Origin of the sequence: Streptomyces sp. GS7 (assembly GCF_009834125.1) — a bacterium.
Classification (GTDB): Bacteria; Actinomycetota; Actinomycetes; order Streptomycetales; family Streptomycetaceae; genus Streptomyces.
Window position 1 is genome coordinate 8,462,501 of the sequence record NZ_CP047146.1, and the last position, 13,845, is coordinate 8,476,345.

The following is a 13,845-nucleotide window of genomic DNA, read 5'->3' on the forward strand; positions in this document are numbered from 1 at the left end:
CCAGCACCGGTCGGAGGCGCTGTTCTGTGTGGTGGATCTGCACGCGCTGACCGTGGAGCACGATCCGGCGCGGGTCCGGCGGCTCAGCCGGCAGGCGGCGACGCTGCTGCTGGCGGTGGGGCTGGACCCTGCGCTGTGCACGGTGTTCGTGCAGAGCCATGTGGACGAACATGCGCGGCTGGCGTACCTGATGGAGTGCACGGCCGGCGTCGGGGAGATGCGGCGGATGGTGCAGTACAAGGAGGAGAGGGAGAGGGAGAAGGGGAAGGGTGCGCGGGGGGAAGAGGAGTGGGGCGGGGGGCGGCTGTCGTTGCTGACGTATCCGGCGCTGATGGCGGCGGACATCCTGGCGTACGGGACGCACGAGGTGCCCGTGGGAGAGGACCAGGCGCAGCATCTGGAGCTGACGCGGAATCTGGCGGAGCGGTTCAACCGGCGGTACGGGCGGGTGTTCGTGGTGCCCAGGGCGACGCATCCCCCGGTGGCCGCGCGGGTGATGGACCTTCAGGAGCCCACGTCGAAGATGGGGAAGTCGCGGCAGGTCGGTACGGCGGGGATCGTCTATCTGCTGGACGAGCCGGAGACGGTGCGCCGGAAGGTGCTGCGGGCGGTGACGGACGGCGCCGACGGTGTCGTGTACGACCGGGGTGAGCGGCCGGGGGTGGCGAATCTGCTGGAGGTGCTGGCGGCGTGCACGGGGGTGGCCGATCCGGCGGAGCTGGCCGGTTCGTACGGGTCGTACGGGGCGCTGAAGAAGGACGCGGCGGAGGCGGTGGTGGAGCTGCTGCGGCCGGTGCGGGAGCGGCATGCGGAGCTGGCGGCCGATCCCGGGTACGTCGCTGCCGTCCTGCGGGAGGGGGCCGAGCGGGCGCGGGGGATGGCCCGGCCGCGGGTGGATGCGGCGTATGGGGCGGTGGGGTTGATGGCCGCGGAGGGTGAGGAGCGGGGGGAGGGAGAAGCTCGGTGGTGAGCCGGCCACAAGCGGCGCGGCCCCGGGGCCGCGCCGCTTGTGGCCGGAGATTCGGTGCCGTTGGCGGGTCAGCCGTTGCCGGAGGCCAGTTCGCGGCTGCGGTCGCGGGCGGCCTCCAGGGCGGCGATCAGGGCGGCGCGCACGCCGTGGTTCTCCAGCTCGCGGATGGCGTTGATGGTGGTGCCCGCGGGAGAGGTGACGTTCTCGCGGAGCTTGACGGGGTGTTCGCCGCTGTCGCGGAGCATCACGGCGGCGCCGATGGCGGCCTGGACGATCAGGTCGTGGGCCTTGTCGCGGGGCAGGCCGAGCAGGATGCCGGCGTCGGTCATCGCCTCGACGAGGAAGTAGAAGTAGGCCGGGCCGGAGCCGGAGAGGGCGGTGGCGGCGTCCTGCTGGGACTCCGGGACGCGCAGGGTCTTGCCGACCGTGGAGAAGATCTCCTCGGTGAGGGTGAGGTGCGCGGCGGTGGCGTGGGTGCCGGCGGAGATGACCGACATCGCCTCGTCGACCAGGGCCGGGGTGTTCGTCATGACGCGGACGACCGGGGTGTCCGGTGCCAGCCGCTCCTCGAAGTACGCGGTGGGGATGCCGGCGGCGCCGCTGATGACCAGGCGGTCTGCGGGCACGTGCGGGGCCAGCTCGGTGAGGAGGGTGCCCATGTCCTGCGGTTTGACGGTGAGGATCAGGGTGTCGGCGGCCTTGGCGGCCTCCGCGTTGCTGACCGCCTCGACGCCGTAGCGGCTGCGGAGTTGCTCGGCGCGCTCTTGTCGGCGGGCGGTGACCAGCAGGTCGGAGGGTGCCCAGCCGCCGCGGATCATGCCGCTGAGCAGGGCTTCGCCGATTTTTCCGGTGCCTAGGACGGCGACCTTCTGGGTCATGCGTTCACCTCGCCGGTGGGGCCTGTTCGGTGGGGTCGGGTGGTGTGGCCATCCTCGCATCGTCGGCGGGTGGGGGGTGGGGCTGTCCACGGAGCGGGCGGTTCGGGCGGCGGGGCCGCGGTGGCGGGGTGGTGGCCCGTGCCCGGGTGCGGTCGGCTACGGCGTCCGTCGGCGGAGGGTGGCCGCGCCGAGGGTGAGGACGAGCAGCGCGCACGCCGTGACGATGAGGGTGTCGTGGACGAAGGCGGGGGTGGCGTCGGCGTGGTGGCGGACCTGGTCCATACCGTCCACGGCGTAGGACATGGGGAGGACGTCGGAGAGCGCCTTGAGGGCGGGCTGCATGGTGTCGCGGGCGGTGAACAGGCCGCAGAGCAGTAGTTGGGGCATCAGAACCGCGGGCATGAACTGGACGGCCTGGAATTCGGAGGCGGCGAAGGCCGAGACGAACAGGCCGAGGGCGGTGCCGAGGAGCGCGTCGAGGACCGCTACGAGCAGCAGCAGCCAGGGGGACCCGGTGACGTCCAGGCCGAGGAGGCCGATGGACAGGGCGGTGGCGAGGGCGGACTGGACGATCGCCAGCAGGCCGAAGGCGAGGGCGTAGCCGCCGATCAGGTCGGCCTTCCCCAGGGGCAGCGCGAGCAGGCGCTCCAGGGTGCCGGAGGTGCGTTCGCGCAGGGTGGCGATGGAGGTCACCAGGAACATCGTGATCATCGGGAAGATGCCGAGGAGCGAGGCGCCGATGCCGTCGAAGGTGCGCGGGGACGCGTCGAAGACGTAGCGGAGCAGGGCGATCATCGCGCAGGGGACGAGCAGCATCAGGGCGATGGTGCGCGGGTCGTGGCGGAGTTGGCGCAGGACGCGGGCCGCGGTGGCGGTGGTGCGGGCGGCCGAGGCGCGCCGCCCGGCCGGGCGGCCGGCGTCGGCGTCGGCGTCGGGGTCCGCGTCGGCGTCCGCGTTGTCGGCGTCGGCGGCAGTCGCGGGTGCAGGTGCGGTTGCGGGTGCGAGCACGGGAGCCGCGTCGACGGGGACCGTTCCCGGCTCCGTCGCCTCAGGGGTGCGGGGGTCCGGGGTCAGGTCGTGAGGGCCCGCGGCCAGGTGGAGGAACGCCTCCTCCACTGTGGCCGAGTGCGTCCGCGCGCGGAGGGATTCCGGGGTGCCCTCGGCCAGGAGGCGGCCGTCGCGCAGGAGGAGGAGCCGGTGGCAGCGATCGGCCTCGTCCATGACGTGGGAGGAGACGAGGAGGGTGGTGCCGCGGGCGGCGAGGGTGTGGAAGAGGTTCCACAGGTCGCGGCGGAGGACGGGGTCCAGGCCGACGGTCGGTTCGTCGAGGACGAGGAGTTCCGGGTCGCCGAGCAGTGCGACGGCGAGGGAGACGCGGCTGCGCTGGCCGCCTGAGAGGTGCGCGGCCAGGACGTCGGCGTGGTCGGTGAGGTCGACGTCCTCGATGGCGCGGGTGACGGCCGCCCGGCGTTCGGCGCGGGCGGCCGGGCCCGGTTGGAGCACGGCGGCGAAGTAGTCCAGGTTCTGGCGGACGGTGAGGTCGTCGTAGACGGACGGGGCCTGGGTGACATAGCCGATGCGGGGGCGCAGGCGGGGGTGGCCGGCGGGGGCGCCGAGGACGTCGAGGGTGCCGGCGACCTTGGCCTGGGTGCCGGCGATGGCCCGCATGAGGGTCGTCTTGCCGCAGCCGGAGGGGCCCAGGAGGCCGGTGATCTGCCCCTGGGGGACGTCGAAGCCGAGGGCGTCGAGGACGGTACGGCCGCCGCGGACGACGGTGAGGCCGTGGGCGTGGACGGCGAGGGAGGGGGCGGGGGCGGTCTCGGGCGGGTCGCCCGCGGTGTCGCGGGCACTGTCGCGGGCACGGTCGCGCGCGTAATTCACCATGCGGTGAATAATGCGCCGGGGGCAAGCGGAGCGTCAAGACCCGGTTGCGGTGGCATGACGCCCCCTCCCTGGTGGGCAGCCATTGCACAGCCCCACGAAGTCCCCGGTCGACTCCACGAAGCCCCCGGACGACTCCAGGAAGTCCCCGCACCGCTCCACCCGGCCCCGGCACGGCCCCGACCCGCTCGCCCCGTAATCCACGGAAATAGGCGGTGAGCGGCGTTGGAGTCGAAATGCCCGTAGGGTCGGGGAACTTGTGTCCGTTTTTTCGTCCCGGCCCTAAGGAGTGCCGTGAACCGCCGCCCCCGCCGCTCATGCGGCGCGACCGCCGCGCTCTCCGTAGCCCTGCTGCTGTCCTCCTGTACGGGCGGCGCGGCGACCGCCAAAGGGGCGGCGGGCAGCGGCGGAGTGGGCGACCCGCTCTTCCCCGCGCTCGGCAACGGCGGTTACCACGTCAGCCATTACGGGCTCGACCTCGACTACGACGTCGTCCGGCAGCATCTGGACGCCACCGCCGCGATCACCGCCAGGGCCGGCCAGGACCTGCGGTCCTTCCAACTCGACCTCCAGGGGCTGAAGGTGACCGGCGTGCGGGTCGACGGCCGGACCGCGGACTTCAGCCGCAAGGGGCACAAGCTGACGGTGCGGCCGGCCGCCGGCCTCAAGAAGGGCGCGACGTTCCGTACGACCGTGGCGTACAGCGGCCGGCCGCAGGAGATGCAGGACGCGGACGGCGCGTGGGAGGGGTGGGTCAGGACCGGCCACGGCGCGTTCGTCTCCGGGGAGCCCGCCGGCGCGATGACGTGGTTCCCCGGCAACAACCACCCCAGCGACAAGGCCGCGTACGACTTCCGGATCACGGTGCCCAGCGGCTACACCGCCGTGGCCAACGGGGAGCTGCGCTCGAAGCGGGTCACCGGCGGGCAGACCACGTACGAGTGGCACAGCAAGGAGCCGATGGCCAGTTATCTGGCCACCGCCACCATCGGGAAGTTCGACGTCAAGGAGTCGCGTACGCCGCAGGGGCTGCCGGTGTACGTCGCGGTGGACCCGACGGAGGCCAAGGCCAGCAAGGAGCCGCTGGCGCGGCTGCCGGAGATCCTCAACTGGGAGACCGGGCTGTTCGGCCCGTACCCCTTCTCGTCGGCCGGCGCCATAGTCGACCACACGCCGCCCCGGATCGACTGGATCGCGCTGGAGACCCAGACCAAGCCGGTCTACGCCGGGGCGCCGCGCGACATCACCGTGGTGCACGAGACGGCCCACCAGTGGTTCGGCGACTCGGTGACGCCGAAGACGTGGCAGGACACCTGGCTCAACGAGGGCTTCGCGACCTACACGGAGTGGCTGTGGGAGGAGCACGAGGGCGGCCGGACGCCGCAGCAGCAGTTCGACCAGCTCTACGACTCCGACGAGGACGACCCGCGCTGGGACTTCCCGCCGGGCGAGCCGGACGAGGCGTCCCAGGTGACCGCGACGCCCGTCTACGAGCGCGGCGCGATGGTGCTCCAGCAACTGCGGAACGCCGTCGGCGACAAGACGTTCTTCTCGATCCTCAAGGAGTGGCCCGCCAAGTACCGCCATGCCAACGCCGATACGAAGGACTTCATCGCCTTCTGCCAGGAGCGCACCGACGAGGACCTGACCGACCTCTTCGACGACTGGCTGTACGGGGAGGGCCGGCCGGACTGGGAGTACTGAGGGGTGGGCCACGGACTGACGGTTGGGCCACGGACTGAGGGGTGGGCCACGGACTGACGGTTGGGGGTACGGAGGCCGGGGGGGCACCGAAGGCGGCGCCCCCCGGCCCCCTCACTCCCCCGTCACTCCCCGAGTTCCAAGTGCCCCAGCTTCTCCGGGTTGATCACTGCGTCCACCTCCGTGATCCGCCCGTCGTGCACCGTGAAGGCAAGGACCCCCGGCGGGTACGCCCCCGTCAGGTCGGTGAAGACGAGCCCGGTCGCGCCGTTGACCTCCCGTACCGCCATCCGCATCGTCGCCGCGTCGAAGCCGCGGGTGAGCAGGCCCCATACGTAGCGGGCGACCTTGTCGCGGCCCAGCACCGGGCGGCGGGCCGCGGTGACCTTGCCGCCGCCGTCGGAGCGCCAGACCACCTCGGGGTCGAGGGTCTCCATCAGCGCCGCGAAGTCCCCGCCCATCACGGCCCCCAGGAACGCCTCGACGGTGCGCCGGTGTTCCGTCGGGTCGACGGTGCGGCGCGGTGCCTCGGCACGTACCCGCTTACGGGCGCGCGAGGCCAACTGCCGTACCGCATCGGGGGTGCGGCCGACCGCGTCGGCGATCTCCGGGAAGGGGACGGCGAAGACGTCGTGCAGGACGAAGGCGGTGCGCTCGGCCGGGGTGAGCCGTTCCAGGACGGTCAGCAGCGCCATCCCCACGGACTCGTCGAGGGTCACCCGGTCCTGGGGGTCGCCCGGCGCGGCGGAGCCGCCGGTGCCGGTGCCGAGGGCACCGCCGGGCGCACCCCCGCCGCCGTCCAGCAGCGGCTCCGGCAGCCACGGCCCCACGTACAGCTCCCGGCGGGCGCGCGCCGAGCCCAGCAGGTCGTAGCAGATCCGGCTCACCACGGTGGTGAGGAAGCCGCGCGGGCTCGCGATCGGGGGCTCGTCGGGCAGCGCCTGCCAGCGCAACCAGGCTTCCTGGACGGCGTCATCGGCGTCGCTGACCGTTCCCATGATCCGGTACGCGACGCCCCACAGCCGGGCCCGGTGCTCCTCGAACTGCGCCAGCCGCCGCTCGTCCCGCGCCCCGTCCGGCCGCCCTCCCGCCGTACCGCCCTCCCGCTCCCCCGCCGTACCGATCCCCTGCTCCGCCATCGCGCGCTCCCCGCTCCCCGCTCTCCCGTGACGCCTGCCCGGCAACCGCACCGTGCACCGGCGGCTGCCGCCCTGGGGACGACGCGGCGGCCCGAGGTGTGACAGGAGGACGGCGCGACGGCCCGAGAGGTGACGGCCCGAGAGCCGACAGTACGACGGAAGCCCGGCGGGTCGGGAGGGAAGGGTCCCGCCCCTCCCGATGCCGGCCAACTCCCGCCGCTACCGCCACTACCGCCGCGATCGGCGTTACCGGCGCTTCTTCCCCTTCGGCCGGGCCTTCTTCGCCGCCGGGTTGCCCGTACGGGCCCCTCGGCGGCGGGCGTGGCGCTCGCACGCCGCGTCGTGTTCGGCGCGGTGGAGCTTCTCCCCGGGCGCCTCGACGAGGCTGCGGCAGAAATAGGCGAGCAGCGAGCCGATGAACCCGATGAGCATCAGGCTCTGGGCGGATTTGTCGGCCGCGCTCTCGGACGCCGGATCGGGCCGCCGTACGAAACCGTCCCAGGTACGGCGGAAGGCCAGCGCGCTGCACACCGCGAAGCCCACCACGACCAGGATGCTCACAAGCGGGCCGACGGCGGCGGTGTCCAGCCCCTGGAACGCGAAGCGCAGCACCAGCGCGCCGGCCGCGGCGAGCGCCAGCGAGCCGACCGCGACGCCGGCTCGGCGCAGCGCGTAGCCGCCGTCGTGGTGGACCCAGGTGGTCCCGAAGAAACGGATCTCCTCCGGCTCCGGACCGCCGCCCTCGGGGCCGCGCGCCGGGCCGTCCGGGGACGTCGTCTGCCGCTCGTCGCTCATGGCACCGATTATCCCCGGGGCAGGCCGCGGCCCCGAGGGCGGCGGTCCCGCCTACCCCCGCTCAGCCCACGCAGCTGGGCGCGACCATGCCGTCACTGCCCGTGTGGACGTAGGTGTCGGAGATGTACTCGCCGGGCGCGATGTTGTCCCAGATGTCGGAGGTGCCGTACGGGCCGCTGACCCACTGGCCGTGCTGCTGGCAGCGGATCTCGACCTGGGCGCCCGCCGACAGCCGCCGCACGACCGGGCTGTCGGTGCCGGGGCCCTGGCGGACGTTGACCTGGTAACCCGGCGCGATCGGATACGTCACGCCGCCGGCGAGGGCCTCGCCGACCGGCTCGGCATAGCCCTGGAAGTCCTGCGTGGTCATTTCGTGTTCCCCCCGGTGATGGATGTTGTTGGCGGATCCGGTGACGGTTCCGGTGAGAGTTCCGGTGAGTGTTGGTTCCGTGCCGGATACCGCTGCCTGCCGTTTGACCGGTGGTCATTCGGCAACCGCACCGCGCACGCTAGCAAGCCTCGTTCGTCTCGTACGAACAATCGACTAGGCTCCGCGCGTCGCACCTGCGACCTGATGTGCTGGGGAATGACTCGGGGGTGGAACGATGCCGCCGCTGCGCGATTCCGGGATCGGCCCGGAAGCGGAGCGTCCGGAATACGCCGGGCAATACCGCCTGGAGACGCGGCTGGGCGCCGGCGGAATGGGCGTGGTCCACCTGGCCCGCTCCTCCTCCGGGCTGCTGCTGGCGGTCAAGGTCATTCACGCCGAATTCGCCCAGGACCCGGAATTCCGGGGGCGGTTCAGGCAGGAGGTGACCGCCGCCCGACGGGTCAGCGGGGCCTTCACGGCACCGGTCGTGGACGCCGACCCGGAGGCCGAACGGCCTTGGATGGCGACCCTGCACATTCCCGGCCCGACCCTTTCGCATCAGGTGAAGCGGAATGGCCCGATGGCTCCCGCCGAGGTTCGCCGACTGGCCGCGGGGCTCGCCGAGGCGCTGCGCGACATCCATCGCGCGGGCGTCGTCCACCGCGACCTCAAACCGGGAAATGTGCTGCTGGCCGCCGACGGCCCGAAGGTCATCGATTTCGGCATTTCGCGTCCTTCGGACAGTGAAATGCGCACCGAGACCGGCAAGTTGATCGGTACGCCGCCCTTCATGGCCCCCGAGCAGTTCCAGCGCCCGCGCGAGGTGGGCCCGGCGGCCGACGTCTTCGCGCTCGGGTCGGTGCTGGTGCACGCCGCCACGGGCCGCGGCCCGTTCGACTCGGAGAGCCCGTATCTCGTCGCGTACCAGGTGGTGCACGACGACGCGGATCTGTCCGGCGTACCGGAGGAGCTGGTACCGCTCGTCGAGAGCTGCCTGGCGAAGGACCCGGCGGACCGGCCGACACCGGGTGCCCTGATGGAACTGCTGCGTACGGACACGTCGACGGCGGTTCCCGCGACGCTCCCGATGCCGCCCACCGACACGGGCGTGGATACGGAGAGAGGCACGGACCCGGGCGCGGTGGCAGCCGCATCCGCCAGCACCGGCACCGGCACCGGCACCGGCACCCGAATACCCGGTCAGCGGCAGCCCGTTCGCGACGCGTCCGCCCCGCCGCGAGCCGAAGCCACGCACGTACGGGCCCGCACGCCGGAACTCTCCACCGCCCCCGAGCCGCCCCGTGAGACCGCGGCAGCCCGTGAGACCACCCCGTCCCACACCCCGGACCCACCCGCCGGCACCAGCAACCCCGACCCCGGCCCCTCCCCGTCCGGCGGCTCCCGCCGCCGCCTCATCTGGGCCGCCCTGGCGCTGGCCGTCACCGCCGTCGGCGCGGTCGCCGGAGTCCGGGCGCTCACCGCCGCCGACGACGCCGACGACCCGGCCCTCCAGACCCGCGCCCAGAACGCCCCGCGCACCGCCTTCCACCCCTGGCGGACCACGCTCGTCAAGCGCCCCGCCGGCTACGCCGCCGAGATGCCGTTCTGCACGTCCGGCGCCGGCGGCCTCTTCTGCGGGCAGTCCGGGCTGCTCGCCTCCCGCATCGACCCGGACACCGGCACGGCGGCCTGGCAGCACAAGGCCGACACCACGCACAAGCCCGCCGTCTCCCCCACCGCACCGGTCCTCTCCGGCGGCCTGCTCTACGTCTTCTCCCCCGACGCCAGGCAGCTGCTGGCGCTCGACCCGTCCGCGCACGGCAGCGGCGCCACCCGCTGGACGAAGGACCTCTCGTCCTACCAGGGCGGCGCCGTCGTCGTAGGCGACCGCATCCTGCTGTCCTCCGGGGACGGCACGGTCACCGCCCTGGACAGCACCACCCACCAGGAGCGCTGGCGCAAGCGCTTCCCCGGTCACCGGCTGCCCGTCTTCACCGCCTACGGCGACCCGCACACCGCCTACGCCGCGGAGGCCGTCCCCGACGGCCGCACCCCCACCACCCAGGTCACCGCCATCAATCCCTCCGACGGCACGATCCACTGGTCCCACCGCCTCCCCGGTTCCCTCGCCCTCGCCGGAACCGGTTCCTCCGGTGCGCTCTACCTGACCGCCACCGACCCCACCTTCGTCAACTCCACCACCGGCGTGGTCCGTTACGACCCCGGCACCCGGCAGGTCCGCAAACTCCCGCTCGCCGCGCCGCTGCGCGGGGTGGCCGCCGTCGTCCGCGGCGAAACCGTCTACCTCCTGGCCGAGGGCGGCGCCCTCCAGGCCGTCGGCGCACGCACCTGGGACACCGAGACCTCGGTCAGCCGCGGCTCGGCCCCGATAGTCAGCGGCGACCGCCTCTACTTCACCGCCGCGGACGGCCGCCTGATCGCCGTCGACACCACCTCCGGCGCCCTCCTCGGCCAGACCCAGCCCCGCCTCGCCGCCGCCCGCCACAACGGCTTCCTCCAGGCCCTGCCCGCCCCCAGCCTCGACTCCGCCCGCGACCGCATCTACGCGGCCTCCCCCGACGGCACGGTCTTCGGCGTGCCGACGGGGGACCCGCGGCGGTGGTGAGAGGTGGCCGTCCACCGACTCCCAGCGATGAACGCCACGTCAGCGCCACGCACTTGACGCGACGTCATTCCCGTTAACGCGCCCCGTCGCATGCGTCAAGGCTCCGTGAAGATCCCCGCCCGGTGCGCCGGTTCCACGGCACCGATCTGCCTACGCTCCCTGCCGTAACGATCACACGACGTCACACGGGGGCAGCCATGCCGCATCAGCAGTTCGCCATCCAACCCGAGCCGGTCACCGCCCTGGCCAAGGACTTCACCGCCTCCGCCGACCATCTCGACGGCCGCATCGGCGACTTCGCCAAGCGGGTGGAGAACGTGGACGACGCCTTCGGTGTGATGTCCGAGTCCACCGAGGCCCTCTCCCAGTACGTGGAGATGACCCGTCACACGACGACGGCGCTCCAGGAGTTATCCGCGGGCTTACGGAACTACGCCGCCGGCCTGCACCACACCCTCGCTTCCTACCAGGACGCCGAAACCGCGCGGGCGCAGCAGTTCGGGGGCAAGTGACATGGCCGACCAGCAGCAGAAGCCGCAGCCGCAGGACCAGCAGCCGCAGATCGAGAAGAGCTTCGACCTGTTCAACCCAGGCGGGGACCCGTCCGTCCTACGGGCCTGCGCCGAGGCGTGGCGAGGCATGGCCCACGACCTGAAGACCACGATCGAGACCCAGGACCACGAGGTCGCCCGCCTCGGCGACAACTGGACCGGCGCCGCCGCCGACGCCTTCCACGCCCACTGGAAGAACACCAAGGGGCAGGTGGAGAAGGCGCTGCCGCAGTTCGAGACCGTCGCCCAGCAGCTGGACCACACCGCGGATGCCATCAAGAAGGCCAATGACGAGGTCCACCGCGTGGTCGAGGAGGTCTTGGCGACGGTGGCGATCGGCATCGGCCTGTCCGTACTGACCGCGGGCTTCTCCGACGCCATCGCGGCGGGCGCGGCGGAGGCGGAGATCGCCGAGGCGGCGGGCGAGGTCACCCGGCTCGGACAGCTCCTGATCAAGGTCGCCGAGGTGCTGGAGAAGGTCCAGACGGCGATGAAGGGCAACAAACTGGTCAAGTTCACCGTGGAGTTCGGCAAGAGTACGGACGCCAACTTCATCGGCAACGTCTCCGGGCAGGCCATGACCGGGCAGAAGATCACCTGGGGGCAGGACCTCCAGGATGCCGCGGTGTCCGCAGCAGTGGGCACGGGGATCACGCAAACCGGCGGCGCGCTGGGGAGCAAGGTAAGCAGCTGGGCGGACAGCACCGGTAGGCACGCTGCCGGGGAGGCGTGGGCGCCGGGGAAGACCATTGCGGCAGCCCTCGGCAGCGAGAACGCGGTGGGCAAGATCGCCATGGGCGGACTCGGCAGTGCGGGCGGGCAGGCGGCAGCGGATGGAGTGGATGCAGCCGAGGGGCAGGACAAGGACATCTGGCGCGACGTTGCCTTCAGCGGCGCGGCAGGAGCTGCTGCCGGGGGCGCAGATCACGTGGGGGACGAGTTCCACGCAGCCCGCCCGGGCGGCCCCAAGCCTTTCCCCGTCAGGCAGAAGATCGCCATGGACGGCATCATCTACGGAGACGGCAACGGCCTCAACTCCGGCACTGACAAGACTGATGAGGACAAGTAGCCGACCGTGTTCGAGGTACGCAAGAGCATCAAACGCTTCCGGGACAACCCGGCCTGGACCTACCGTAAGCGTGCCCGAGACTACCTCGCCACATGCGACGACCACGGCTATCCGTTCAGCCTCGGCCCCGATGGCGCCAGGATCGACAATCTGCTCCAGGGCGCCGTCCAGGGCCAGGAGGTCAGTCTGTTCCACCTCCTGGCATGGAAGCGCGCAGGCGGTCCCTACCAGCCGAACGTCGCCTGGCCGTACTCCGTGGCCGTACTCCCCTTGCCCCGCGCACTCCCAGCCACCGCCTTCACCAGCAATCGACTGGCGTCGTCCGCGCGGGAAGAGAAACTGCCCGCCCTCAATCCCGCCACAGGCCCCGTCAGGAACTTGCCCGACCTCGGCACCCACCTGGTCCGTCATGTCACAACCGACCCCGATTTCGCAGCCCTCATCAACTCGTACGCCCTGGAACGGCTCATGCACGACGCCAAGCTGGGCTGGCGCATCGAGGGAAACCGCATGATCGGCTGGACGTCCGGCCGCAAGACCTACGAAGACCTCCTCACCATGACCGACACCCTCACCACCATCATCAACGGCTTCCCCGAACAGGCGTGGAACTGGCCGGGGGTGATGTGACCGCTGCCGACCATGTTCAAGGTGCGCAAGAGCATCAAACGCTTCCGGGACAACCCGGCCTGGACCTACCGCAAGCACGCCCGCGACTACCTCGCCACATTTGAACGCGGCGGCTACCCGTTCAGCCTCGGCCCACACGGCGCCAGGATCGACAATCTGCTCCAGGGCGCCGTTCAGGGCCGCGAGGTGAGCCTGTTCCATCTCCTGGCGTGGCAGCGCCCCTTAGGGAGCAGCGGGTCAAGCATGCCGGATACGTACTCCGTAGCGGTGCTCCCCCTGCCGCGCGCGCTCCCGCATACCGCTTTCACCAGTAGTCGGCTGTCGTGGCGTACCAGGGAGTGGCAGCGGGTCGCTCTCCCGTCCTCCATATACGGGCACCGCGACCTGAAGGACCTCGGCAGCCACCTGGTCCGGCACTTCACCACCGATCCCGAATTCGCAGCCCTCATCAACTCCTACGCCCTGGAAAAACTCATGCACAAGGCCGAGCTGGGCTGGCGCATCGAGGGAAGCCGCATGATCGGCTGGACATCGGGCCGCAAGACCTACGAAGACCTGCTGACCATGGTCGACACCCTCACCATCATCATCGACGACTTCCCCGAACAGGTGTGGAACTGGCCGGAAGAAAAGGCCAGCTCGCCTCAGGCCCTACGCAGCGGTGCCCCGCGAGGCCGCCATCGACGCGAGCGCCGCTGACCTGGGCGGCGCTCGGGTACGGCCCGGTCAGTTCCTCGCTGCTCGCACAGCACTGTGCCGGTTGAGGTGCGCGACATCGCCGCTCAGCGCGACGGACACCGGGACGGGTGCGAGGCCCTTCGGGTCCGCGTCCCACTCCACGCCGCCGCCGAGCGGACGGAGCTGGAAGCAGTCCCCCTCGCGGTCCATCACGCGCCCGACCCGGTCCCGCAGGATGTCCCGTACGATCTCGCCCTTCGCGGGGACGTACGCACTCACGGCCGCGCGCCCCCTTCCCTCATGGCGGCGGCCAGCTTCCGCGCGGTCTGCGGGTTGCAGCGCCCCAACTCGACGAGCGGAAGCGCCTGTTGGCCGCTGTACGTCACCAGGTCGAGGCCGAGCGACGGCAGCACGATGCCGTTCCGCTTCAGCGCGTCGGCCAACTCGTCGAGCGCCGCTTCCGCGTCCGCGGCCCGCTCCTTCGTCATGGGGGTGCTCCTTCTGCCGTTTGCCTGCCTGACGCGCCGGAACGTGACTACGGTGGGTGTTCCGGCCGT

13 protein-coding genes and 2 pseudogenes (1 of these 15 running past the window's edge) are annotated in these 13,845 nt (G+C 71.8%); 7 read left to right on the top strand and 8 right to left on the bottom strand.

From position 1 onward, the window contains the following. On the top strand, window positions 1–970 hold the 3' portion of the coding sequence (trpS, locus tag GR130_RS36765) for a tryptophan--tRNA ligase (RefSeq protein ID WP_236573826.1). 134 nt of this gene lie to the left of the window's left edge; only the last 970 of its 1,104 coding nucleotides appear in the window; its start codon lies beyond the left edge, outside the window; it ends in the stop codon at window positions 968–970. A 68-nt stretch (window positions 971–1,038) separates the two neighbouring features. Here trpS and proC read toward each other — a convergent pair whose 3' ends face one another. From proC to GR130_RS40115, 3 genes and pseudogenes are all read right to left on the bottom strand, one after another. After that, a complete protein-coding gene (proC, locus tag GR130_RS36770) occupies window positions 1,039–1,848 on the bottom strand; it encodes a pyrroline-5-carboxylate reductase (protein ID WP_159508700.1) in 810 nt (269 codons plus the stop codon). 156 nt (window positions 1,849–2,004) lie between these two features. Next, window positions 2,005–2,739, bottom strand: a pseudogene (locus tag GR130_RS40110) (ABC transporter permease); the annotation flags it as partial. Between the two features lie 159 nt (window positions 2,740–2,898). Then, window positions 2,899–3,732: pseudogene (locus GR130_RS40115) on the bottom strand (ABC transporter ATP-binding protein); the annotation flags it as partial. 291 nt (window positions 3,733–4,023) lie between these two features. Here GR130_RS40115 and GR130_RS36780 point away from each other — a divergent pair. Next, complete coding sequence (locus tag GR130_RS36780; RefSeq protein WP_159508702.1) at window positions 4,024–5,433, top strand: M1 family metallopeptidase; 1,410 nt, start codon at window positions 4,024–4,026, stop codon at window positions 5,431–5,433. 122 nt (window positions 5,434–5,555) lie between these two features. On the opposite strand, the gene sigJ is transcribed toward GR130_RS36780, so the two are convergent. From sigJ to GR130_RS36795, 3 genes are all read right to left on the bottom strand, one after another. Next, a complete protein-coding gene (gene sigJ, locus GR130_RS36785) occupies window positions 5,556–6,569 on the bottom strand; it encodes an RNA polymerase sigma factor SigJ (RefSeq protein ID WP_159508703.1) in 1,014 nt (337 codons plus the stop codon). Window positions 6,570–6,815: 246 nt separating this feature from the next. Then, on the bottom strand, window positions 6,816–7,364 hold the full coding sequence (locus GR130_RS36790) for a hypothetical protein (protein WP_159508704.1): 549 nt from the start codon (window positions 7,362–7,364) through the stop codon (window positions 6,816–6,818). A 61-nt stretch (window positions 7,365–7,425) separates the two neighbouring features. After that, entirely contained in the window at window positions 7,426–7,734 is a 309-nt protein-coding gene (locus GR130_RS36795; protein ID WP_159508705.1) for an SH3 domain-containing protein, read from the bottom strand. Between the two features lie 235 nt (window positions 7,735–7,969). Between GR130_RS36795 and GR130_RS36800 the strand changes: the two genes are divergently transcribed. The 5 genes from GR130_RS36800 (at window position 7,970) to GR130_RS36820 (ending at window position 13,309) form a co-directional block, all read left to right on the top strand. Beyond that, entirely contained in the window at window positions 7,970–10,360 is a 2,391-nt protein-coding gene (locus tag GR130_RS36800) for a protein kinase domain-containing protein (protein ID WP_159508706.1), read from the top strand. A 197-nt stretch (window positions 10,361–10,557) separates the two neighbouring features. After that, on the top strand, window positions 10,558–10,872 hold the full coding sequence (locus GR130_RS36805; RefSeq protein ID WP_159508707.1) for a WXG100 family type VII secretion target: 315 nt from the start codon (window positions 10,558–10,560) through the stop codon (window positions 10,870–10,872). A gap of 1 nt (window position 10,873) precedes the next feature. Further along, window positions 10,874–11,980 (top strand): WXG100 family type VII secretion target, encoded by a 1,107-nt coding sequence (locus GR130_RS36810; RefSeq protein ID WP_159508708.1) that lies wholly within the window; start codon window positions 10,874–10,876, stop codon window positions 11,978–11,980. A 6-nt stretch (window positions 11,981–11,986) separates the two neighbouring features. Beyond that, entirely contained in the window at window positions 11,987–12,610 is a 624-nt protein-coding gene (locus GR130_RS36815) for a hypothetical protein (protein WP_159508709.1), read from the top strand. 12 nt (window positions 12,611–12,622) lie between these two features. Further along, the gene (locus GR130_RS36820; protein ID WP_201305104.1) at window positions 12,623–13,309 is read left to right on the top strand and encodes a hypothetical protein; all 687 of its coding nucleotides are present in this window, start codon (window positions 12,623–12,625) and stop codon (window positions 13,307–13,309) included. Between the two features lie 27 nt (window positions 13,310–13,336). Here the strand turns inward: GR130_RS36820 and GR130_RS36825 are convergent, their stop codons facing one another. Next, window positions 13,337–13,567, bottom strand: coding sequence for a hypothetical protein (locus tag GR130_RS36825; RefSeq protein WP_159508710.1), 231 nt, complete (start codon window positions 13,565–13,567; stop codon window positions 13,337–13,339). Next, on the bottom strand, window positions 13,564–13,776 hold the full coding sequence (locus GR130_RS36830) for a hypothetical protein (RefSeq protein ID WP_159508711.1): 213 nt from the start codon (window positions 13,774–13,776) through the stop codon (window positions 13,564–13,566). The genes GR130_RS36825 and GR130_RS36830 overlap by 4 nt, the downstream gene beginning before the upstream one ends. Window positions 13,777–13,845: the final 69 nt, after the last annotated feature.